Source organism: Pedobacter sp., assembly GCF_040513095.1.
In the GTDB taxonomy this organism is placed as follows: Bacteria; Bacteroidota; Bacteroidia; order Sphingobacteriales; family Sphingobacteriaceae; genus Pedobacter.
Genome location: NZ_JBEVDX010000185.1, coordinates 12,956 through 36,432, shown reverse-complemented (window position 1 = coordinate 36,432; position 23,477 = coordinate 12,956). Strand labels below are relative to the sequence as shown.

21 protein-coding genes, 2 tRNA genes and 1 other RNA gene are annotated in these 23,477 nt (G+C 41.6%); 13 read left to right on the top strand and 11 right to left on the bottom strand.

Annotation, left to right across the window (positions count from 1 at the left end; translation table 11 throughout):
- The first annotated feature begins 93 nt into the window (after nt 1–93).
- Together ABWY16_RS20700 and ABWY16_RS20695 are read left to right on the top strand one after the other, a co-directional pair.
- Nucleotides 94–825, top strand: a complete 732-nt coding sequence (locus ABWY16_RS20700) for a DNA-formamidopyrimidine glycosylase family protein (protein WP_353906569.1) — start codon at nt 94–96, stop codon at nt 823–825.
- Nucleotides 826–911: 86 nt separating this feature from the next.
- On the top strand, nt 912–1,505 hold the full coding sequence (locus tag ABWY16_RS20695; protein WP_353906568.1) for a competence protein CoiA family protein: 594 nt from the start codon (nt 912–914) through the stop codon (nt 1,503–1,505).
- 109 nt (nt 1,506–1,614) lie between these two features.
- Here ABWY16_RS20695 and ABWY16_RS20690 read toward each other — a convergent pair.
- The 3 genes from ABWY16_RS20690 to ABWY16_RS20680 all read right to left on the bottom strand — a co-directional run bounded on the left by ABWY16_RS20690 (nt 1,615) and on the right by ABWY16_RS20680 (nt 3,169).
- Nucleotides 1,615–1,687: transfer RNA gene (locus ABWY16_RS20690), tRNA-Lys, on the bottom strand.
- Nucleotides 1,688–1,730: 43 nt separating this feature from the next.
- The gene (locus tag ABWY16_RS20685; protein WP_353906567.1) at nt 1,731–2,267 is read right to left on the bottom strand and encodes a pyridoxamine 5'-phosphate oxidase family protein; all 537 of its coding nucleotides are present in this window, start codon (nt 2,265–2,267) and stop codon (nt 1,731–1,733) included.
- A 119-nt stretch (nt 2,268–2,386) separates the two neighbouring features.
- On the bottom strand, nt 2,387–3,169 hold the full coding sequence (locus tag ABWY16_RS20680; protein WP_353906566.1) for a hypothetical protein: 783 nt from the start codon (nt 3,167–3,169) through the stop codon (nt 2,387–2,389).
- Between the two features lie 203 nt (nt 3,170–3,372).
- On the opposite strand from ABWY16_RS20680, the gene ABWY16_RS20675 reads away from it, so the two are divergent.
- Nucleotides 3,373–5,391: a M13 family metallopeptidase gene (locus tag ABWY16_RS20675; RefSeq protein WP_353906565.1), complete on the top strand. Its 2,019-nt coding sequence runs from the start codon at nt 3,373–3,375 to the stop codon at nt 5,389–5,391.
- Between the two features lie 63 nt (nt 5,392–5,454).
- On the opposite strand, the gene ABWY16_RS20670 is transcribed toward ABWY16_RS20675, so the two are convergent.
- Nucleotides 5,455–5,530: transfer RNA gene (locus tag ABWY16_RS20670), tRNA-Lys, on the bottom strand.
- Nucleotides 5,531–5,840: 310 nt separating this feature from the next.
- Between ABWY16_RS20670 and ABWY16_RS20665 the strand changes: the two genes are divergently transcribed.
- A complete protein-coding gene (locus tag ABWY16_RS20665; protein WP_353906564.1) occupies nt 5,841–6,335 on the top strand; it encodes a D-glycero-alpha-D-manno-heptose-1,7-bisphosphate 7-phosphatase in 495 nt (164 codons plus the stop codon).
- Nucleotides 6,336–6,410: 75 nt separating this feature from the next.
- On the opposite strand, the gene fsa is transcribed toward ABWY16_RS20665, so the two are convergent.
- Nucleotides 6,411–7,082, bottom strand: coding sequence for a fructose-6-phosphate aldolase (gene fsa / locus ABWY16_RS20660; protein ID WP_090559844.1), 672 nt, complete (start codon nt 7,080–7,082; stop codon nt 6,411–6,413).
- Nucleotides 7,083–7,182: 100 nt separating this feature from the next.
- Nucleotides 7,183–7,282: signal recognition particle sRNA small type (gene ffs, locus ABWY16_RS20655), an RNA gene on the bottom strand.
- Between the two features lie 443 nt (nt 7,283–7,725).
- On the opposite strand from ffs, the gene gltB reads away from it, so the two are divergent.
- Together gltB and ABWY16_RS20645 are read left to right on the top strand one after the other, a co-directional pair.
- Nucleotides 7,726–12,237 (top strand): glutamate synthase large subunit, encoded by a 4,512-nt coding sequence (gene gltB / locus ABWY16_RS20650; protein ID WP_353906563.1) that lies wholly within the window; start codon nt 7,726–7,728, stop codon nt 12,235–12,237.
- A gap of 2 nt (nt 12,238–12,239) precedes the next feature.
- Nucleotides 12,240–13,706 (top strand): glutamate synthase subunit beta, encoded by a 1,467-nt coding sequence (locus ABWY16_RS20645; protein WP_353906562.1) that lies wholly within the window; start codon nt 12,240–12,242, stop codon nt 13,704–13,706.
- Between the two features lie 109 nt (nt 13,707–13,815).
- On the opposite strand, the gene ABWY16_RS20640 is transcribed toward ABWY16_RS20645, so the two are convergent.
- Both ABWY16_RS20640 and ABWY16_RS20635 read right to left on the bottom strand, forming a co-directional pair.
- Nucleotides 13,816–14,346: an RNA methyltransferase gene (locus tag ABWY16_RS20640; protein WP_353906561.1), complete on the bottom strand. Its 531-nt coding sequence runs from the start codon at nt 14,344–14,346 to the stop codon at nt 13,816–13,818.
- 15 nt (nt 14,347–14,361) lie between these two features.
- A complete protein-coding gene (locus tag ABWY16_RS20635; RefSeq protein ID WP_353906560.1) occupies nt 14,362–15,513 on the bottom strand; it encodes a galactokinase in 1,152 nt (383 codons plus the stop codon).
- 135 nt (nt 15,514–15,648) lie between these two features.
- Between ABWY16_RS20635 and ABWY16_RS20630 the strand changes: the two genes are divergently transcribed.
- From ABWY16_RS20630 to ABWY16_RS20605, 6 genes are all read left to right on the top strand, one after another.
- On the top strand, nt 15,649–16,668 hold the full coding sequence (locus ABWY16_RS20630; RefSeq protein WP_353906559.1) for an aldose epimerase family protein: 1,020 nt from the start codon (nt 15,649–15,651) through the stop codon (nt 16,666–16,668).
- Nucleotides 16,669–16,833: 165 nt separating this feature from the next.
- On the top strand, nt 16,834–17,481 hold the full coding sequence (locus ABWY16_RS20625; protein WP_353906558.1) for a DsbA family oxidoreductase: 648 nt from the start codon (nt 16,834–16,836) through the stop codon (nt 17,479–17,481).
- Nucleotides 17,482–17,549: 68 nt separating this feature from the next.
- On the top strand, nt 17,550–18,143 hold the full coding sequence (locus ABWY16_RS20620) for a phosphatase PAP2 family protein (protein WP_353906557.1): 594 nt from the start codon (nt 17,550–17,552) through the stop codon (nt 18,141–18,143).
- A 65-nt stretch (nt 18,144–18,208) separates the two neighbouring features.
- Nucleotides 18,209–20,077: a TonB-dependent receptor plug domain-containing protein gene (locus tag ABWY16_RS20615; protein ID WP_353906556.1), complete on the top strand. Its 1,869-nt coding sequence runs from the start codon at nt 18,209–18,211 to the stop codon at nt 20,075–20,077.
- Nucleotides 20,078–20,157: 80 nt separating this feature from the next.
- Nucleotides 20,158–20,874 carry a pirin family protein gene (locus ABWY16_RS20610; protein ID WP_353906555.1) on the top strand — a complete coding sequence of 239 codons (717 nt, stop codon included), beginning with the start codon at nt 20,158–20,160 and terminating at the stop codon, nt 20,872–20,874.
- Between the two features lie 2 nt (nt 20,875–20,876).
- A complete protein-coding gene (locus ABWY16_RS20605; protein WP_353906554.1) occupies nt 20,877–21,197 on the top strand; it encodes a hypothetical protein in 321 nt (106 codons plus the stop codon).
- On the opposite strand, the gene ABWY16_RS20600 is transcribed toward ABWY16_RS20605, so the two are convergent.
- The 3 genes from ABWY16_RS20600 to ABWY16_RS20590 all read right to left on the bottom strand — a co-directional run bounded on the left by ABWY16_RS20600 (nt 21,161) and on the right by ABWY16_RS20590 (nt 22,556).
- Nucleotides 21,161–21,526, bottom strand: a complete 366-nt coding sequence (locus ABWY16_RS20600) for a DoxX family protein (RefSeq protein ID WP_353906553.1) — start codon at nt 21,524–21,526, stop codon at nt 21,161–21,163. The two genes, ABWY16_RS20605 and ABWY16_RS20600, sit on opposite strands and share 37 nt — an antisense overlap.
- A gap of 89 nt (nt 21,527–21,615) precedes the next feature.
- Entirely contained in the window at nt 21,616–22,017 is a 402-nt protein-coding gene (locus ABWY16_RS20595; protein WP_353906552.1) for a YtxH domain-containing protein, read from the bottom strand.
- 98 nt (nt 22,018–22,115) lie between these two features.
- Nucleotides 22,116–22,556 carry a DoxX family protein gene (locus tag ABWY16_RS20590; protein ID WP_353906551.1) on the bottom strand — a complete coding sequence of 147 codons (441 nt, stop codon included), beginning with the start codon at nt 22,554–22,556 and terminating at the stop codon, nt 22,116–22,118.
- Between the two features lie 124 nt (nt 22,557–22,680).
- Here ABWY16_RS20590 and ABWY16_RS20585 point away from each other — a divergent pair, with 124 nt between their 5' ends.
- Entirely contained in the window at nt 22,681–23,475 is a 795-nt protein-coding gene (locus tag ABWY16_RS20585) for a phosphatase PAP2 family protein (RefSeq protein ID WP_353906550.1), read from the top strand.
- Nucleotides 23,476–23,477: the final 2 nt, after the last annotated feature.

Below are 23,477 nucleotides of genomic sequence, written 5' to 3'. Positions count from 1 at the left end.
CTAATATATCGTTTTAGGTTTAAAAAGGCAATAGCTTTCGAAAGCCAGTTAAAAACATTGTCGGCGTTTTAGTGTTCTCCAATAAACCGAAATATGCCCGAAGGACCTTCCATTGTCATCTTAAAGGAGAAAATTTCCTATCTTAAAAACAAGATTATTTCTGAAGCTTCTGGTTATGCAGAAATTGATATGGAAGCTTTATCCCACAAAAAGATTCTGGATTTCAAATCCTGGGGCAAACACTTTTTTATATGTTTTAACGACTTCAGCATAAGAATCCATTTTGGGTTATTTGGCAGTTATCAGTTCCATGAGCCCAAAAAGGTTAACCCCAAATTAGCCCTGCATTTTAATAACGATGACGTATACTTTTATGTTTGTAAGATCGAGCGGCTCGATGGTCCGCTGGAGGAAAAGTATGATTTTACTGCCGATGTAATGAGTGAAGATTGGGATGCTGCAAAAGCACTTAAAAAGCTTAAACACTTTCCTGATAGCCAGATTGCTGATGTATTACTCGATCAGCAGATATTTAGTGGCGTGGGAAATATTATCAAGAACGAAGTCTTGTACCGTGCTGAAGTACATCCTGAAAGTCTTGTAGGAAAAATTCCATCAGCGCGGCTCAAAACCATTGTTGAAGAAGCCAGGGAGTATAGCTTTGATTTTTTGAAATGGAAGAAGGCAGATCAGCTGAAGAAAAACTTTGAGATCTACACCAGAAAGGCGACACGTTCTACAGGCAAGCCGGTAATCAAAAAAGATACAGGAAAAAGTAAGCGCAGCAGCTACTTTAGCGTCGCTGAACAAAAATTGTATAAATAACCAGTTTTTTTAGCAAGGTCTTGATTCACTAAAGATATTAGCATATTTTTGTTTGCCGTTAACTACTGCGGCTTAATTCTATGGTTTTGAGAAATTATTTCGGGGAAACGGAGTGGCATCGTGACTGGAAAGCTGCATTTCCGCCGGCATTCAGGGAAGTGAGTTTTTCTGACCTTGCACTTGGAGAGCTTCACCGTGCAGATGTACATACCCCATGCGGTACAACGCTTGAATTTCAGAATTCACCCATCTGCCTGGAAGAACTGAGAAGCAGGGAAAATTTTTATCCGAAACTGATCTGGATCCTGAACGGGAAAAAGTTCAAAGGGTTCCGCGTTCTCAAAAATCTTCCTGATGTGGATGATCCCAGGATTGTTAATTATGATTTCTGCCATACTGACCACCTTTCGATGATCAGAAAATCTGATTTTCTGCAGGGGAGTCCGAAAGTATTGAATTTTCATCATCCGGAGCTCAGGAAACTACCTATGACTTCCTACTATTATTCGTTCTGCTGGAAACATCCGCACAGGGTTTGGTATCAGGCCAAACATCCAATTATTGTTGATCTGGGCGGACATTTTATTTATCAGCTTAAGCAGCGCAGACAGTTATCAGGTGATTATCCTTATCTGCATATCATGACGAGGAAATCTTTTATTGATCAGTACACAGGTTAATTTATCACCAGTGCCGCCGCTTTCTGCACAAGTATTTTGAATTTAATAAAAAAAATAAAGCCTGTTTATGTTCTATAAACAGGCTTATCAATTTAGGGCTTGTATTGCGTGACCCCGCTGAGGTTCGAACTCAGGACCCATACATTAAGAGTGTATTGCTCTACCAGCTGAGCTACAGAGTCATCAATCGATTAACAATACTAATATACGATAAAATTATATTTCTCAAATAGTAATATCACCTTCAATTGAATCATCAAGCGTTTTGCCTACTGCTGCACCAATTAAGGTTTTAATCCCGGCAATTACATTACCATGTTTGTTGTCCCAGTAATACCCGGTTTCAGGTGATACTTTAATAAGTGCAATGCGCGGATCATCTTCGCCTTCGGTAAACCAGGTTTTCATGATCGGATTCCACAATTCCTTAATCCTCACTTTATCTGCTGAAAGCACTGCTGTTCCTTCCAGAAATAGGAAATCGGAGTGGGGAGAACCCTGGAAATATAATTTCACATGTGAATCAGCACTGATATCCTGATAGGTATGACTGTCATTTGCTACCATAAACCATAAGGTACCTTGTTGGTCTACTTCCTGCACATTCATTGGCCGGGTGCCGTTTGATTCACCTGCTGACGGTTGTGTGGAAAGAAAACAGGTCTTGGCGATATCAACCAAATCCTTGATTTTGCCAATGGCATCTGCGCTGTTCAGGTTTTCGTGATTTTTTTCTTCTTGGTTTTGATTAATGCTGTCCATAGGTATATTTGTTATAAAAGCATTACAACCAAGTTGAAATATTTGTTTTGATCTTGTGTTTTTATTTGATAAATGCAGTGCGCTATAAGTTTGCACTGCATCTAGTATTGAGGGTACTATTATTTCAACGCTACCGGCTCGCTGTAAATAAAATCGTCCATAACAACGATATCTTTACTGCCTCCATCAACAGCTCCGGCTGCAATAGCAGTATTTCCAGAGATCACTTTCACCCTGGTGATTCTGCGTTTTGTTGTGGTCAACCCAACAAAAGAGAATTTTTTATCTGAAGCTGTAGCTTTCACTTCAGCAAACAGATCATCTCCTTCATAGATTTTCACTACTGTGGCATTTGCATCATCCACATCCGAAAAGATAATTCCGAATGAAGTTACATAAGCATCCTGATTTGTTCCGGGAACCTGGAATTTAAAGTCAGTTACATTCGTTCCGGCAGAACTAAACAATTTGGCCTTGCTGAAAGGTTTGAATTCATTGGCATAGGAAACATCAACGTCAGCAAAGTTATTATCACTTACTCTTAAAGCGGCAGTTCCAGGTATATACAGAAGACCTCTTTTTCTTCCTTCAGCTATCGCCGGATCGGTAGGATTGAAAAAGTCAACCGGAAAGGTATTTACATTTGTTAAGCTGGCAGGTACGCCGTCCCAGTTGATTTTTCTGCGACCGCCTTTTGCATTTAAAGTGGTATTCAGTTGTGCACCCGCGGTTTGGCGGAAGGTACCTATCTTTGCACCAATTGCGGTGCTGTCACCTTCTGCACGGGTCACTTCAACCTGATCCGGATTTTCTGGACTATAGTCCTTGTCATCATCACTGCAGCTGCTGAATCCTAACGCTATCGATGCTATCACTGCTGTCTGTAGAAATAATTTTTTCATGTATCTAATTTTTATGTTTCTACAAACATCAAGTTAATCCGGCCGGGCTACAATAACCGATACCGGGTAATGTTATCACCAGTTTTCCGAATTGAACAGAAGACCTGAATAAAACGTCTGAACAATCCGTTAATGGTATAAATGTGTCTTTTTGAATCGCCAATACTTAGTTGAAAATATTATATTTAAGCAAATTATAGCATATGAATAAATCAGTTTACCTGTGGTTCACTTTAATAATATTAAGTGCATGGAATCCTTTGAACGCCCAACAACGGACTTACGTTGATGTGGCTGGAATAGACCAGTCAATAAAACCTGGTGATAATTTTTTTAGATACGTTAACGGACGCTGGTCTGATACAGTAAAGATCGCAAACGACCAGTCAGGTGTGGGATCTTATAGTTTCATGAATATTCCGCAAAAACAACTGCTTCAAAATATTCTTGACAGTGTTTCCAGAACCAAAAATAAATCAGGAAGCATAGAGCAGAAAGTAGGGGATTTCTACGCTTCCGGCATGGATATGTCAACAATTAATAAACGTGGATATCAGCCTGTTAAACCTATACTAGCTCGTATTGACGCCATTAACGACATACCATCACTGCTTAAATTCGTTGAGTCAGAGGTTAAATCAGGCAATATTTCACTGATACGCCTTGGGATCTCACCCGACAAAAAGAACAGTATAGTTAATATCGCTCATCTATACCAGGCAGGAACTAATTTACCTGAAAGAGATTATTATTTTAAAACCGACTCCGCTACAATACAAATTCAACAAGCATATAAAGCATTCATATCTACTTTATTTCAGTTAACAGGGAGCAATCCTGCAACGGGAATTAAGAATGCCAATATTGCATATAATATTGAAAAGCAACTTGCAGAATCACATAAAACAAATATTCAGCTCAGAGATGTCAAAGCTAATTACAACAAGCTGGCGGTAAGCACGCTAAATCAATCGCAAGCTAAGATAGGCTGGGCTACTTTACTTGTAAATCTGGGCGCAAAAACCGATTCTGTGGATATTGCTCAACCTGCCTATTATGAAAAATTGAACATAATGTTGAAAGCTGTTCCTCTCAGCGAATGGAAAATATACTTAAAGGCCGCCACATTGGGTAATTATGCCGAAACGTTGAGCAAACCATTTGTAGATGCTGCTTTCGGATTTGCTAAAGTGCTTTCCGGACAAGCTCAGCAGAAATCGCGGAGACAGGTGATGACTGAGAACGTAGACAACTATTTGGGGCAGGCTTTGGGGCAGCTCTATGTTAAGAGATATTTCAATGAGGACTCGAAAAAACGGGTGCTGATACTCGTAAACAATCTGCAAAAGTCGTTTGAAAACAGGATAAATCATCTGGAATGGATGAGTGACAGTACCAAACTAAAGGCAAAGGACAAATTATATGCAATTACAAAAAAGATTGGGTATCCGGATAAGTGGAAAAATTATGATAATGTGCAGATTAGCAGCAGTCAATACTTCGAAAATATACTTTCTGTAAACCAAAATGATTACCTCGTTGAGCTTGCAAAGTTAAACAACCCGGTTGACAGAACAGAATGGCATACGACCCCGGCAACAGTTACTGCTTATTATAATCCACCGCTGAATGAGATCGTTTTTCCGGCGGGGATCCTGCAATATCCCTACTTTGATTTCGCTGCGGATGATGCGATTAACTATGGAGGTATAGGCATGGTGATAGGTCATGAAATGACGCATGCATTTGATGACCAGGGCGCGCAGTATGATAAAGATGGCAACGTAAAAAACTGGTGGACCAAAGAAGATTATCAGAAATTCAGAGAAAAAACGCAACAATTGTCCAGCCTGTACAGCACATTCACAGTCCTGGACACGGTTCATATAAAAGGAGCACTGGCATTGGGCGAAAATACTGCCGATAACGGTGGTGTAGCGATAGCGTATGACGCATTCAAAATGACGCAGCAGGGCAAAGATTCAGTAAAAATTGATGGATTTACACCAGATCAACGCTTCTTTTTATCAATTGCCAGAATATGGAGGGTAAAAACGAGAGATGCATTCCTGAGAACTTATGTGAATACCAATCCGCATTCTCCTGCAATGTGGAGAGTGAATGGCCCTCTGATGAATTTTGAACCCTTTTATAAAGCTTTCAACATCCAGCCAGGTGAAAAAAATTATAAGTCCGAAGATCAGCGGGTGAGAATATGGTAAGCTAAATGCAAAAAACCCCTGCAAATAATATTTGCAGGGGTTTTAACGTTTTGATGATGTATCTGGTGATCCCGCTGGGATTCGAACCCAGGACCACTACATTAAAAGTGTAATGCTCTACCAGCTGAGCTACGGAATCATCATTCTTTTCAGAACTACTCTAAGCGTTTCCTTTTAAAGTGATGCAAATATAGGCGTACAATCTATATACTGCAAATAAAAATGCGGCGTAACTTATAGTACCCTGATCCTAAGCCAGATTAATTACTTTCTGGGTTAAATAACCGTTAATTTGAGGCAAAAAAGGGCATTTTTGAGGGTTAAAGATTCATTGTCAATATCGGGTTTTATCAATAAAATGATATTGAGCGGGATATTTTTTTGAATTATTCACTCCAGACTTACGCTGCATTAAATTATATTTTGATATTTGAAGCAAATACGAAATAATGAACAAAGCCATATTTTTAGACCGTGATGGGGTGCTGAACCACGAGATTTACGATTATATCACTAAACTGGAAGATTTTGAAGTACTGGAATACCAGATTCCTCCTTTGAAAAAATTCTTTGATGAAGGTTACCTGCTGGTAGTAATTACAAACCAGGGAGGGATCGCATTAAAACGCTATACAGAAGAAACACTTGCAGAAATGCACGAAGTACTGTTTAACAAATTTGAAGAGCAGGGAGCTGAGATTATACACGCTTATTATTGCCCGCACCATCCTACAGTCTCGGGAGAGTGCGCATGCAGAAAACCCAAATCCGGAATGTTACTGGAAGCTATAGCTGAATATGATATTGACCCTGCCTTGTCAGTAATGATTGGTGACAAACCCAGAGACGTAGAAGCTGCAAAGGGGGCAGGAGTGAAGGGTATCCTGATCGAACCTGACGAGCAGATAGATTATGAGAAAGTAAAAGCCGTACTGGCGGGATAATGTGTACAAAAAAAAACGGCCCTGAATATTCAGGGCCGTTTCTGTAAAGTCAATCCTTGAAGAGGATCGAATATATTAAGCTTTAACTGCTGCTTCTGCTGCTTTTTTATGGTCAGCAAGGAATGTAGCAAGACCGCTGTCAGTTAAAGGGTGTTTTAACAAACCTAAAATTGCTGTTAAAGGGCCAGTCATAACATCTGCACCTAATTTAGCGCAGCTAATGATATGCAATGGTCCCCGGATTGATGCAGCAAGAATTTCAGTAGGGTAGCCGTAGTTATCAAAGATCAAACGGATATCTTCGATCAAAGTTAAACCTTCAGAACCTATATCATCTAAACGACCAAGGAAAGGTGATACGTAAGTTGCACCTGCTTTAGCAGCCAATAATGCCTGACCTGCTGAAAAAATCAGTGTACAGTTTGTTCTGATACCTTTAGAAGTGAAATATTTGATCGCTTTAACACCGTCTTTAATCATTGGAACTTTCACAACAATCTTAGCATCAAGTGCAGCTAAAGCTTCACCTTCTTTAATAATTTCTTCGTAAGTAGTAGAGATCACTTCAGCACTTACTTTATCATCAACGATTGCACAAATTGCTTTGTAATGGTTGATTACATTTTGTTCGCCGGTGATACCTTCTTTAGCCATAAGGCTGGGATTAGTAGTTACACCATCTAAAATACCAAGATCCTGCGCCTCTTTGATTTGATCAAGGTTAGCCGTGTCAATGAAAAATTTCATGATTATATAATTTAAGGAAAAATAAACTGCGGAATAAATCGGCGTATACTTTGAACGGAAGATTGTGCAATGAAAGCATAGTCAATCTGAAAAAATAAAAAATGGGCAAGCAACCTTTATCGCACCGCTACAACCTTCTACCCTTGCTTCGTTCCCGCCCTGGGGGAGTTCAAAGGGAGCTGATCGTAAAGGACTTGCCCACTGCAAATGTAGCAAAAGAGTTCGGTCTGCAAAACTCTAAACAACAATTTTTAGCTATTTTTTGTACTTTTTGTGATAATGGATTGAGATTTAGCGGATTGTATTTTAATAAAAATTAATAATTGGGTGTTTCACCATGTTTCTACCATAAATTAGCTTTTCAGCCTCCTAAGGCAGTTTTCCAATAAAATTCAGTAGCTTTATTTTATATATACTACTGCAGAGTACAACTACCTTCACAAATCGGGGGGGTACATGTCACTAATTAAAAATCAATCTAAATAACGGCCTTATGTAATTGATAATTTTGGTAGTCATATATTATCAATTTGTTAAAGCTAACACCTGTTCTTTACATAATTCTTTATTTTTCATAAAAAAATTGTGAATTTAACAATTTCAATACATTTTGATTATCTTAGTGTTTCGAATACATTAAGATATGGAACAAATAGAAGAGAATCAAGGCTTATACAATTCGAGCTTTGAACACGATGCCTGCGGTATTGGTTTTGTTGCTCACGTGAAAGGAAGAAAATCCCAGCAAATTATTTCTGATGCCATTACTATTTTAGAGAAACTTGACCACCGGGGTGCTGTTGGTGCTGAGATTAATACAGGCGATGGTGCAGGTATTATGATCCAGGTTCCACACGAATTTTTATATGATGAGTGCCTTAAAATAGGTTTTAGCCTAAATCAGTCGGGTGACTATGGAGTAGGAATGCTGTTCCTTCCAAAGGACGTCAGAGCAAGAGAGGAGTGCAGAGAGATTGTTTACCGCGTGGCTGAAAAGCTGAGCCTGGAAGTACTAGGTTTTAGAAAGGTAAACACCAACCCGACAGACATTGGTAATATGGCGCTCTCAGTAGAGCCCGAAATGGAACAGGTATTTATTGGCCGTCCGGACAATATTGCTGCAGGTGCTGATTTTGAACGGAAGTTATACGTTCTTAAAAATTATCTTACTAAAACGATTCTTAACACCGTAAAGGGCATAAAGGGTGATTTTTACATCGCATCTTTCTCTTCACGTACTATAGTATATAAAGGTCAGCTGACCTCAATGCAGGTTCGTACCTACTTTACTGAACTCAGTGATAAAAGGGTAGTATCAGCTTTTGGTCTTGTTCACTCAAGGTTTGCAACCAACACTTTCCCTTCATGGAGACTGGCGCAACCGTTCCGCTATATCGCACACAACGGTGAGATCAACACACTTCAGGGTAACCTGAACTGGTTCCGTGCAAGTGTAAGATCTTTTGCTTCGAGTTATTTTACTACCGAAGAATTAAATATGCTGTTACCGTTTATCGATGAAACCCAGTCGGATTCCGGCTGTCTCGATAACGTAGTAGAATTACTGATGCACTCCGGCCGTTCATTGCCACATGTAATGATGATGCTGATCCCTGAAGCATGGGACGGTAACGACGACATGGATGAACTGAAATCTGCATTCTATAAATACCATGCTACTTTAATGGAGCCATGGGATGGACCGGCGGCAATCGCATTTACTGATGGGAATATCATCGGCGGTACACTCGACAGAAACGGATTACGTCCTGCCCGTTATGCTATCACCAAAGATGACCGTGTTATTATGGCTTCGGAATCTGGTGTATTGGCGCTGGATCAAAGCCAGATCATTGAGAAAGGAAGATTAACACCTGGAAAAATGTTCGTGGTGGATATGGAAGAAGGCCGTATCATCAGTGATGTAGAAATCAAAAACAGGGTTTGCAGCAGTCGTCCTTATGGCGACTGGATCAACCAGTACCAGATCCGTCTGGAAGAACTGTCAGATCCAAGAGTTGTGTTTACAGGCTTATCTCAGGAATCAATCTTCAAGTACCACCAGGTATTTGGTTACACCAGAGAAGATATTGACCTGGTATTAAAACCAATGGCGCTGGAAGCGAAGGAAGCAATCGGCTCAATGGGTACAGATATTCCTCTTGCTATCTTATCACAGAAACCTCAGCACTTGTCTTCATACTTCAAGCAGCTTTTTGCACAGGTAACCAACCCGCCGATTGACCCGATCAGGGAAAAAGTGGTGATGAGCCTTGCAGGCTTTATGGGTAACAACGGAAACCTGCTCGAAGAAAATGCAATGCACTGCCATTGTGTGGGCATCAAACATCCTATATTAACTAACCTCGAACTTGAAAAAGTACGCAGTATCGATACTGGTGTATTCCAGTCGAAAACGCTGCAGACTTATTTCCGTGCAGATGGTAAACCAGGATCACTGGCTAAAGGCCTGGATCGTTTATGCCGTTACGCAGTAGATGCTGTAGAAGATGGTTTCCAGGTTATAGTCCTGTCAGACCGGGCACTGGATTCTGAACATGCTGCTATACCGTCATTACTCGCAGTATCTGCGGTACACCACCATTTGATCCGTAAGGGATACCGTGGTGCGGTAGGACTGGTAGTAGAGGCAGGTGACGTTTGGGAAGTACACCACTTCGCAACGCTGATCGGTTTCGGTGCTACAGCAGTTAACCCGTACCTGGCCCTTGAAACAATCATGGGAATGGATAAGGAATCGGGTGTTTCAGCAGATAAATTAATTCAGAACTATATCTATGCAATCAACAGTGGTTTGCTGAAGATCTTCTCTAAAATGGGAATTTCTACGCTGCAGTCTTACCATGGTGCACAGATCTTTGAAATATTGGGTATCCACAAAAATGTGGTAGACAATTACTTTACAGGTGCAGTTTCACGTATTGGTGGTTTAGGCCTCGATGAGATCGCCCGTGAAACCCTGATCAAGCACAACCGTGTATTTGGTGCGCATACGCGTCCGGACGCAATCCTGCCGACAGGTGGTAATTATAAATGGAGAAGAAAAGGGGAGCAGCATTTGTTCAACCCGCAAACTATCCACTTATTACAGAATGCAACACGCAAAAACGACTACAATATCTTTAAACAATACAGTAAACTGGTAAATGAGCAGGGTAAACAAGCCTTCACCATCCGGGGTTTATTTGAGTTCAGCTATAACCGTCCTTCTGTTCCTTTACAGGAAGTGGAATCATCTGAAGCTATTTTAAAACGTTTTGCTACAGGAGCGATGTCCTTCGGATCAATCTCTCATGAAGCTCACTCTACACTGGCAATCGCAATGAACCGCATCGGCGGAAAAAGCAATACAGGTGAAGGTGGTGAAGACGAGCTGAGGTTCGAGACAATGGAAAACGGTGATTCAATGCGTTCAGCGATCAAGCAGATTGCTTCGGCACGTTTCGGCGTAACGAGCAACTACCTGACCAACGCTGATGAGCTGCAGATCAAAATGGCACAGGGTGCAAAACCAGGTGAAGGCGGACAGCTACCAGGACATAAAGTTGACGACTGGATCGCTAAAACGCGTCACGCAACTCCGGGAGTAGGTTTGATTTCTCCACCACCACACCATGATATTTACTCTATCGAGGATCTGGCACAGCTGATTTTCGACCTGAAAAATGCAAACCGCGCAGCCCGTATCAACGTGAAGCTGGTTTCTAAAGCAGGAGTTGGAACGATCGCAGCAGGTGTGGCGAAAGCACATGCTGATGTGATCCTGATTTCCGGCTTTGACGGAGGTACGGGAGCTTCTCCTTTAACCTCAGTACAACACGCCGGACTACCATGGGAGCTTGGATTGGCAGAAGCACACCAGACCCTGGTAAAAAACCGTCTGCGCAGCAGGGTTGTATTGCAGGGTGACGGACAGCTTAAAACTGGCAGGGATATCGCTATCGCGGCTTTGTTAGGTGCTGAAGAATGGGGTGTGGCAACAGCAGCATTGGTAACAGCAGGTTGTATTATGATGCGCAAATGCCATCTGAACACTTGTCCGGTTGGTGTAGCAACTCAGGATCCTGAATTGAGAAAACTATTTACAGGTGATCCTGACCATGTAGTGAACCTGTTCCGTTTCCTGGCGGAAGAGTTACGTGAGATCATGGCTGAGTTAGGTTTCAGAACTATTGAAGAGATGGTTGGCCAGTCGGATGCGCTGCAAATGCGCTCAATTGCTGAAGAGCACTGGAAGCTGAAAAACATCGATCTTTCTGCAATCCTGTATAAAGCACCTGATACCGGCGTAAGCTTGTACAATACAGAATCACAGGACCACGGTATAGACAACGTACTGGATCATCAGCTTATCGCTGCTGCACAACCAGCATTATTGAATAAAGAACCTGTATTCCAGACATTTGAAGTGAAAAACACAGACCGTGCAATCGGTACCATGTTATCAAACGAAGTGTCTAAAATTTACAAAGGTGTAGGTTTGCCGGCTGACACCATCAACTTTAAATTCCATGGTTCTGCGGGACAAAGCTTCGGTGGTTTTGCCGCCAGAGGAATCTCCCTGGAACTGGAAGGTGAAGGAAACGATTATGTTGGTAAAGGTTTATCAGGAGCAAGAATCTCAATCTATCCTTTCAGAGAGGTGAGCTATGTACCTGAGCAAAACATTATCCTTGGTAATGTTGCCCTATACGGAGCTACTTCGGGCGAACTTTTTGCCAGAGGCCTGGCAGGGGAACGTTTCGCAGTAAGGAACTCTGGTGCAACAGCAGTAATTGAAGGATTGGGTGATCACGGTTGTGAGTACATGACTGGCGGTGAAGTACTGGTACTGGGAAATACAGGTAGCAACTTTGCTGCAGGTATGAGTGGTGGTATTGCCTGGATCTACGATGTGAATGGCGACTTCCCTAACAAGTGCAACAAGGAGATGGTAGACCTGGATCCTTTAAATGAAGAAGATGAATTACGTATCAACAGCTTATTAAGAAAACATATTCAGTTAACGAAAAGCAAGTTAGCTGAGTTTATCTTAAGCGACTGGGCAACTCAGTCAGCACATTTCATCAAAGTATTCCCTAAAGAATACAAAGCAGTTTTATTAAAAAGAAGCAATAAAGTTAAAACATCATAATAATGGGAAAAGTAACCGGATTTTTAGAATATGAGAGAACTTCTCCTGCAAAACAAGATCCTGCAGCCCGTTTAAAACACTACAATGAATTCGTAGTTGCTTTTGAGCAGGAGCAGATCAAACAGGAAGGTGCACGTTGTATGGATTGTGGTGTTCCATTTTGCCAGTCGGGCTGCCCGCTGGGAAATGTTATACCAGAATTTAACGAAGCCGTATATAAAGGAGAATGGGAGCTGGCCTCAAGTTTATTACTGAGCACCAACAACTTCCCTGAATTTACAGGCAGGATTTGTCCGGCACCATGTGAGTCGGCCTGCGTACTGGGTATCAATAAATCACCAGTTTCAATTGAGGAAATTGAAAAACATATCATAGAAATTGCTTTTGCAAAAGGATTTATCAAAGCAGAACCACCATTGATCCGTACTGGTAAAAAGGTAGCTGTAATTGGTTCCGGACCTGCAGGACTGGCAGCAGCAGCACAGCTGAACAAAGCTGGTCATGAAGTAACCGTTTATGAGCGCGATGACAGACCAGGTGGTCTGCTAAATTATGGTATTCCTGATTTCAAACTACAGAAAGATGTGGTAAGCAGAAGGATTGCCCTGATGGAAAAAGAAGGTATTGAGTTCAAATGTAACTCCAACGTTGGAGTAAATGTAGAATTGAATACTTTGCTGAGAGACTTTCAGTCGATCGTGCTGGCTGGTGGTTCAACCATTCCACGTGATCTTCCTGCCAAAGGACGTGAAGCTAAAGGTGTCCACTTTGCAATGGATTTCCTGAAACAACAAAATAAACGTGTAGCTAACATTAGCTTTGATCACGAAGCGATCCTGGCAACAGGAAAGGACGTCATCGTAATCGGCGGTGGTGATACAGGATCAGATTGTGTGGGTACATCCAACCGTCAGGGTGCACGCTCTGTGATGCAGTTTGAGATCATGCCTAAACCAGGTACAGCACGTACACCTAACATGCCATGGCCATCTTTCCCAACTTTGCTTAAAGTAACAACTTCTCACGAAGAAGGATGTGAAAGAGCATGGGGCGTAAACACCAAAGAGTTTATTAAAGATGCAGAAGGAAACCTGAAAGGTATATTGGTTGTAGACGTAGAATGGGAAATTGATCCTTCAGGCAGACCATTAAACTTTAAAGAAGTTGCAGGAACTGAGCGTGAATTGCCTTGTCAACTGATATTACTGGCGATGGGCTTTTTACATCCGCAGAAAGAAGGACTGATCGAGAAATTAGGTGTGGAACTGGATGCCCGCGGAAACGTGAAGGCAGAAGAAGGAAAATACCAGACAAATATCGCTAAGATCTTTGCAGCCGGTGATATGAGAAGAGGCCAGTCCCTTGTGGTTTGGGCAATCTCTGAAGGACGTGAAACAGCCAGAAAAGTTGATGAATACCTGATGGGTTCAAGCAGGCTGGCAACTAAAGATGGCATTCCTTATGCATAATATATAGTATTACCTTTTACAATGAGTACTAATCAAAAAAGCACCGGGATAATCCTGGTGCTTTTTTTTAAATCATTAAAAATAAGTGTTCTATATAAAGATGTCTTTATTATAATCTTAGTTTTGCATAAAAATCCCAGAGCACAATGCCTGCCGAGATGACGATATTGAAAGAGTGTTTAGTGCCAAACTGGGGGATCTCAATACACTTATCGATTTCAGCCATCACTTCATCACTTACACCATTTACTTCATTCCCAAAGATCAATGCATACTTTTTATCCGTATCTGGTTTAAAAGTATTCAGCATAATACTATCTACAGCTTGCTCAATGGCGATGATCTCATAACCGTCATTTCTAAGCTGCCTGATGGCTTCCAGTGTTTCATCATAATGTTCCCAGGCTACAGACTGTGTAGCTCCGATCGCTGTTTTTTCAATTTCACGGTGCGGAGGCAGTGCTGTAATTCCGCAAAGGATGATTTTTTCAATTGCAAAACCATCTGCAGTCCTGAAAGCCGATCCTACATTGTTCATACTCCTGACATTGTCCAGGATCACAACTACCGGTAGTTTATCCTGCTCCCTGAATTCTTCTATACCTACGCGGTTTAAATCAGTTGTCTTTAATTTTTGCATAGCGCAAAAATAGAATTAAATTGTGGTTGCTCCGTTACCAATTTTACTTACATATACTTCACAGGCATAACCAATGCGTTCCTGATAGTATTTAGTGAGCTTGTCTGTGAAATCTTCCACAGCGTCTTTCTTCAGAATCGCGATAGCACATCCTCCAAATCCGGCACCCGTCATACGTGCTCCGGTAACGTCAGGATATCCAGTACAGAAATCAACTACAGTATCAAGTTCCTGGCCACTCACCTCGTATAAGTCTTTCAATGACTGATGGGAAGCATACATTAACCCGCCGAATTCTTCAAGTTTTCCTTCGCTCAATGCCTTCGCAGCGAGGCTTACCCGTTCATTTTCATGAATTACGTGGGTAGCACGTTTTAGGATTGTATCGTCTGTAATCAAGTGACTGTGGAGCGCAAATTTCGCTGGCGTCAGCTCACAAAGATTATTGAGTTCCAGCTCAGTGTTCAGTGCTGCGAGTGCGGCCTGGCATTCGGAGACTCTTTCGTTATATTTTGATTCTGCCAGACCTCTTGGTTTTTTGGTATTGATAATGGTCAGGACATGATCTCCAAGCTCACAGTCTACGATCTGATAATCAAGTGTATCACAATTCAGCACTATGGCTTTATCTTTTTCGCCAAAAGCTACAGCAAACTGATCCATAATCCCGCTGTTGAGACCTATAAATTCATTTTCAACCTTTTTTGAAAGTTTAACCAGCGCCAGACGGTCCAGATCAAGTTCAAGGTAGGAAGTCAGGGCATAAGCAGTAACCACTTCGATAGAGGCTGAAGAGGAGAGACCTGACCCGATAGGTATATTACCGGAATATAACAGATCAAATCCTACAGGAATCTGAAAGTTTTTGAGGATCTCATTGAACACCCCAAGAGGATAGTTATACCAGCCGCTGCCATCTTTCTTAAAGCTTGGTAGTAAGGCAATTTCCGCCTCTTCGGCAAAGTTCAGGCTCTTGAAACGGATAATGCGGTCGTTATTGGGCGCAAGGCAAAGCCATGTACCAAGGGTGATTGCGCATGGAAATACCAATCCTCCGTTATAGTCAATATGTTCCCCAATCAGGTTTACGCGGCCCGGGGTAAAATAAGTTTCTGCAGGTTCGTGGCCGTAAGTCTCAAAGAATTTCTTGGATAATTCGTCTTTCATAAATGATTGTGCTGGATAATAATATTTAAGAATGTTTCTGCAGGTTAAAGCCCGATTAAATTTTTACGGTAGCTAACATATTGCCTGTATTATTTGTAGTATTGTTCAGTATTAAAGTGGACCAATATACGTTTTATGAGAGAAAATCAAATTAGTACAGGAAAATTTATTGATGGAAAAGAAGTTTTCGCTGTAGAGCTGACCAACAGCCGCGGCAGCAAAGTGAAAATATATAACTATGGTGCTATCCTAAGCAGTTTTATAGTGAAGAATGCACAGGGTGAAAGTCAGGATATTGTCCTTGGATTTGACGATATTGAGGGCTATCTCAATGAAGATTACCTGTCAAATTACCCGTACATGGGCGCAGTGATCGGGAGATATGCAAATCGTATAAAGAATGGCAATTTTAGCATTGAAGGACAGGAATATCAGCTATCTGCCAGTCTGCATGGTGGCGAAAATGGATTTGATAAAAAGGTATGGGATATCCTGCCAACCATTGATCCGAGTTTAACTTTACAATACATCAGTCCCGCGGGTGAAGAGAATTTCCCGGGTAACTTAACAGTACAACTTACTTTTAAGCTGTCAGATGAAGATGAGCTTATCCTGGATTATCACGCAGTAAGTGATGCGGCCACGGCTGTCAATCTAACCCATCACGCTTACTTCAATCTTTCAAAAGATGGTAGTAATGTAGGCAATCATCACCACAGGATTCCTGCAAGCCATTATCTGGAACAGGATGAAGAATATATAGTGACAGGGAATGTTTTGCCGGTTGAAGATACGATCCATGATTTCCTTGCTGGTAAACCGATAGGGCAGGACTGGGATCCCGAAGAAGGATACGATCAAACATATCTGCTTGATAAAGCATACGGACAGATGGGACTGGCTTCAGAAACGACCGAATCCAGTTCAGGCCTGAAACTGGAAGTATACACTACTGAACCCGTTGCACATTTCTATACTGCTAAATATCTGGATGTAGCCAATGCAAAAGGCGGAAGGGATTATCACAAGTTTGAGGCATTTTGCATAGAAACACAGCATGCACCAAACAGCATCAATGTTCCTGCATTCCCAAAAACAATTTTTGGACCTGGTGAAACTTATCTGCAAACTACTATCTTTAAAGTGACAAGTTAAGTGCTGATCCCATTGAGTATTTAAACATTTAACCGATCTGCTTGTTTAAACTTATAATTAGCTGCCGATCTCAGTTTGTCACCTGCGGTAAAAAATCATACTGACTGACAAGTTGGTAAACTGATAAAATCGATTAAGCAAGAAGCAAATCAAAATTTAAATCACATGAAAGTAGATATTTGGTCAGATATAAGGTGCCCCTTTTGTTATATCGGAAAGAGAAAGTTTGAACTGGCGCTGGAGAAGTTCCCTCACAAAGACAGGATTGTTATAGAATGGCATAGCTTTGAGCTGGATCCTGATGCAGAAACACTACCGGACATGGATCCTGCGGAATACCTTGCACAGAAAAAAGGACAAACAAGAGACTGGGCTGTTCAAATGAATGCGCATGTAAGCAAGGTAGCTGCTGAAGTTGGACTTCAGTTCAATATAGCAAATACTGTTGTAGCAAACTCATTTAACGCACACCGGCTCATACAGCTGGCTAAATCAATGGGCCTGGATAATGAAATGGAAGAACTATTATTTACTGCCTACTTTATCGACGGCAAAAATATAGATGATTCGCAGGTGCTCACAGCGCTTGGCCTTGCTGCCGGTTTGGAAAGGCTGGCAATAGAAAGTATGCTGAATGGTTTCGATTTCAGCAATGAAGTGCGCGCAGATGAGCATATTGCACAGCAAATAGGGATTAGCGGTGTGCCATTTTTTGTATTTGATCAAAAACTGGCAGTTTCCGGAGCACAATCCCCGGAAACCTTCCTGGGAGCAATGGAAGAAGCGTGGTCAAAAGCCGGTATAGTTCTGTAATCATGGGTTCTGCTACAAAAGTCATTTTAAAATATCGTCTCGCATTGCAGATAGGCTTAATATCTGCAATGCCTTTTTACTCACGGGCACAGGATAGTACCAGTTTAAAAAAGGGCGTTGAATTCAGGGAAAGCAAGGGATTACAACGGCTGGATGACCGCATTATGATTGATCTTTCTGAACACCGTAGCCCTGAAAAAACAAATTTCTTTATGTTTCTCTCCAGGTACAATAATCTGGTGAACGTAGCAGTACCGGCAGGTGTGTTTGCAGATGGCGTCATATCAAATGATAAAGGAACCCGTCAGAATGCTTTATATATTGCCAGCAGTTCGGCCGTAAACTTACTGGTCACTACCCTGATTAAAAGAATTGTTCGACGCCCGAGACCGTTTAACGGGCGTGTGAAAATTAATGCCGTTTATCATCCTGGCAGCACATCCTTCCCCTCAGGGCATTCCTCATCATCATTTACGACGGCAACCGCTTTATCACAAGTCTATCGCAAATGGTACGTGGTTGCGCCGGCTTATTTGTGGGCAGGCTCAGTGAGTTATTCAAGAATGTACCTGGGTGTTCATTACCCTACTGACGTCGCTACAGGGGCTATTTTGGGAACTTCTACAGCACTTTCTATGAAGTTCATACAGCCCGGACATTAGGCACAGTAAATTTTGCTGTGATGATCTGGCTTAGGAATTCCTATCTTCGCAGCAATTTATCTAATATGAAGAAAGTTTTACCTGTCATGGTAGCATTCATGTTGTCTGCCGGATATGCAGCTGCACAAAGTGATACCACAAATAATTTAAATGAAGTGCTTGTGCGCGAAAACCGCCTGAAGCTTCCATTTTCCAAACAAAACCGCAATATCTGGATCATAGATAACCAGCAGATTAAAAATCTGCCTTCAAGATCAATCAGTGAATTACTGAGTTACGCAACAGGAGTAGATGTCCGCCAACGCGGTCCGGGTGGCGTACAGGCAGATATCAGCATAGATGGTGGTACTTTTGATCAGACGCTGGTATTGCTCAATGGGGTGAAAGTTACTGACCCGCAAACAGGGCATAATATGATGAACCTGCCGATATCTGTAGATGATATTGATCATATCGAGGTACTTAGAGGTTCGGCTTCACGAATATATGGTATCAATGCACTGAACGGAGCAATCAATATAGTTACCAAATCTGTAATATCTACCGGAATTTCTGCGAACGTTTTTACCGGCAGTAGTTTCAAGAAAAATGAGAGTGGCGACCTTTATGGTAATTATGGTGTACGCGCGACCGGAACACTGGCAATGAAAGAATCCAGCCATATGTTTTCTGTGGGGCAGGAAGCCGGCAATGGCTATCGTCATAATACTGCATTTGATAATCAAAAAGTATATTACCAGGGAAAGGTTAACGTCGGTGAATCTGATCAGCTTGATATCAGTGGTGGTTACATTCATAATAATTATGGCGCTAACGGTTACTATTCAGCTCCTGGCGATATTGAATCCGAAGAGACCGTTAAGACTGCATTGGCTGCTGTTGCTTACAAGACAAAACTGACTTCCTTTTGGACTTTACTACCAAGACTGAGCTACAGAAATAATGTGGATGACTATCTATACATCAAGCAAACGCCGGATAAATTTCATAATCACCATGTTACACAAGTGCTTAGTGCAGAACTTAACAATGTTTTTGACACGTCTTTGGGTGAGTTCGGACTTGGAATAGAAGGCCGGAAAGAAAAGATCAACAGTACCAACCTGGGTAAAAGAAACAGGGATAACCTGGGAATATACGGAGAGTACAAGTTCGACAAAGTTGAAAATCTGATTGTCAACCTGGGTACTTATGTGAACTACAATTCTGATTTCGACTGGCAGGTAATGCCGGGTCTTGATGCTGGTTATACCTTTCTGGGCAATTGGAAAATATTTGTAAATGTGGGTACCGGAGAGCGTCTGCCAACCTTCACCGATCTTTACTATAAAGGGCCAACCAATATAGGGAATGACCAGCTGCGTCCGGAGAAATCGAGATATGCCGAAGGAGGATTGAAATATAACTCTAGTCACTTTGTACTTAATGCCAGTGTTTTTAAACGCAGAATAAATGATTTTATCGACTGGGTAAAGGCTGTTCAGACCGATCCATGGCAACCAAAGAATTTTGCACAGTTAAACAGTACAGGTTATACGCTGAGTGCTGATTACAATACCGGAGCATTAAACAACTCGCAGCTATTCAATAGCATGAGATTCGGACTTGCATATACGCATCTGGATCCAAAAGTTAAAACGATCATTCCTATGGCCAATTTCTCAAGATATGCGATAGAAACTCTTAAAAATCAAGTTACGGCGACTGCCAATGCCGATTTCGTAAAAGTTCTCTCGCTGACATTGACGGCGAGGTATTGCGAAAGGATATCCTATAAAGACTACACAATTATGGATGCAAGGTTGTCATACAAGCTAAAGAAAAGCAGTATTTATGCGGATGCATCGAATATATTTGATGTGAAATATATACAGGCAGGTGCGGTTCCAATGCCGGGAGTATGGGCTACCCTGGGATATAAATTCGCATTATAAACATAGATTTCTTATTCTATGATAAGACGCCTGAGGAAACGATACTGTAAATTTGCTTTAGAACATAAACACTAATACAAATGGCACAAACAGTATTACATACGGCAGCATCACGCGGGCTCGCAGATCACGGTTGGTTAAAAAGTCACCATACATTTAGCTTTTCAGGTTATTTTAATCCTGAACGTGTGCAGTTTGGTGCGCTGAGGGTATTGAACGATGATGAAGTAGAAGGTGGCAGAGGCTTTGGTGAGCATCCGCACGATAATATGGAGATCATCTCCATAGCATTGGAAGGAGCCTTGCAGCACAAAGATAGCATGGGCAACGTGGCCACCATCAATACCGGAGAAATACAGGTGATGAGCGCCGGAACAGGCATGTACCACACAGAATATAATAAAAATGCAGGCGAGGCGGTTAAATTTCTTCAGATCTGGGTTTTCCCAAACAAGAGAAATGTTGAGCCCAGGTATGACCAGGTTAAAATAGAAAGTCCTGCCCAACCTAACCAGCTGGTACAGATTCTGTCACCAAATAAAGACGATGCAGGTGTATGGATCTACCAGGATGCCTGGTTCAATCTTGGAAAACTTGAAAAAGGCAGTAAGGTTGACTATACAATTCACAAAAAGAATAACGGGGCCTATATCTTTGTCCTTAGGGGGAAACTGGAAGTAAATGGCGAGATACTGGATACGCGTGACGGATATGGCATCTGGGATACAGAAGGATTAACAATCAATGCGATCACGGATGCTGAAGTATTGATTATGGATGTACCAATGGAATTTTAATTATGGAATCAAAACTTGAAATCCTGGTTATTGGCACAAACGTGAAAATCCTGGAAACAGTGCTCAGATTATTGAACACGAAGGAGAACTGGATAGCAACCGGTGTGCTGAGTCCTGATGAAGCACTGAGAATGTGCAGGGAATCTAATTATCAGGTCTTCCTGATCGGTGCAGGATTAAGCGATGTTGAAGAGGCGGCATTGAGTGCACAGATCAAGGAGATTCAACCTGGTATTCATATCATACCGCATTACGGAGGAGGAAGCGGATTGCTTTTCGCAGAGATTTACCTGGCTTTGGGAACTACAAACCAAGCCCAGTAAATCAGCACAAATTGTAAAGGAAGCCTTATTAATGCAAGCAGGGTAGAACCCACTGCCGGATGTTCCCTGAATACGTCATATAAATGAAAGGGAAGAAAAAATATCATTAGCAGAATTGTCCCTATTGCAGCCCAAGGTCTCGTTCCAGTGAAAACTAACCCTCCACCTAACGTGATTTCTACCAATGCTGTAAAATAATTAGTAGCATTAAGCGGCAGCCATGCTGGTATAAGAGAGGCATACGCCGCAGGATTGATAACATGATTGATGCCTGCACCAATAAGTAAAATAGCAAAAAGGTAGGTAAATATTAACCTTAGTTTTTCCATTGATGATCTATGCTGGGGTTGCTAACAGGAGATAAAAAAAGCAGAATATAAATTCTGCTTTTTTTATTAAATGTATGTTAACTGATCAGTTATGCGTTTTCAACATCTGTTTTGATGTCATCCGCCAGATCTTCAGCACGGTTAAATTTAGATTTTACACTTTCTACAGCGATATCTTTCATGTCGGAAAGTTCATCTACGCCATCCTGTATTTTGCTGCTGTAAGTTTGATATTTATCTTTTGCCGTATCAGATAACTGATCTGCGCCTGTTTTAATCTTTTCTTTGTAGGTCTGCAGTTTATCTTTAGCGCTATCTGCAAGATCCTTGGATTTATCGGCGATCAAATCCCTTGTTTCCGTTCCGCTGGCTGGTGCAAATAACACCCCCAGGGCAGCACCAACTGCTAGTCCAGCCAGTAAAGCAACAACAACAGGAGTTTTATCTGTATGCCTATCCAGCTGATCATTCAATAATTTCTTGTAATTCATGGCAATTAGTTTTAAATAAATAATGTTTTGTCATTTTTAGTTCAAAAACCAGTCCATATTTGTTTGATTATCAAAAAATAATTGAAATAAAAGTATTTTTATTCTATTGATGTCTGCCGCTCATGTTCAATTGACAAAACACCATCGCCTTCCACCAAAAAGCAGATCAGCGCAAGCGCCACAATGCAGGAGAACCAGAATTCCGAATACGGTCTGAAAATCTGGCTGGGTAAGTTCACATAAAACACAGCAACCAGCAGAATCGGAAGGTTGAGCATACAAAACATCCGCGTATGCGTACCAAGGGCAATCATCAAACCACCAATTAAGTGCATCGCGATGATGAGATGAGCAATTAAACTGATGGATACAGCGAATCCTAATCCGGCACTTTCCATGAGCGTAGTGAAAGCATGTAAATTGAAAGCGAATTCAATTCCTTTCCACATAAGAGTTAAACCTAAGGCCATCCTAACATAGTCCAGCCATTTTGGATGATGGCAATCGCCCCATTCCTGAATTTTCGTTAATACTTTCATGATCTATACTTGGTTTTAATGTTACCTGAATTTACGAAATTATTATTTGATAATCCAAAAATTTTGATAATACTGCGTTGCAGCTGAGACATAATCATCTATTCCTTTTTAGCTGCAAATCGTTTTGGCACGCATTTTCGTAGATCAGATTATGCTCACTAAACTTTTCCTGCCGCTATTCTTTCTATACCTGTCTGCACAGTCTGTTCAAGCTCAGCACACAGATACAATCCACAAAAGTGATACAGTTAGATTACGGGATCAGGGAAAGCTTAAATTATATGCATTTATCCCTGCTACGGCGGCAGTGGCGTATGGTTTTGCGGCATTGAATGCTGATTTCCTGCGTGACGCAGATAACCGGATTTACAAATCAATCAAACATGATAACAGGAATTTTTATACCAGCGCAGATGACTACCTGCGTTATGTTCCTTCATTGGCAGTGTACGGACTGGATTTATTTGGTGTCAAGGGTAAAAACAACTTCCGGGATAAAACTTCCATCTTGTTTATATCCAGTGCCTTTACCGGCGTAACCGTTAAAGTACTCAAAATGAGCAGCAACAGAATGAGGCCTAACGGGCTCAACGACTATTCTTTTCCTTCAGGACATGCAGCCACAGCATTTGCCTCTGCAGAGTTTCTGCGTCAGGAATACGGCGAGATATCTCCATGGTATACTGCGGCAGGGTACAGTGTTGCCACATTGACATCAGTACTAAGGCTATACAAAAGTTATCACTGGTTCAGCGATGTGGTAGCGGGTGCCGGTATTGGTATATTGTCCACAAAATTTGCTTACCTGGTATATCCGTCAGTAAAACGTGTGGTGTGGGGAAAGAAAAAAACAAATACCGTCATGATGCCATCTTATCAGAATGGGGTACCAGGATTGTTGATTTCTGGCAAGTTTTAGCC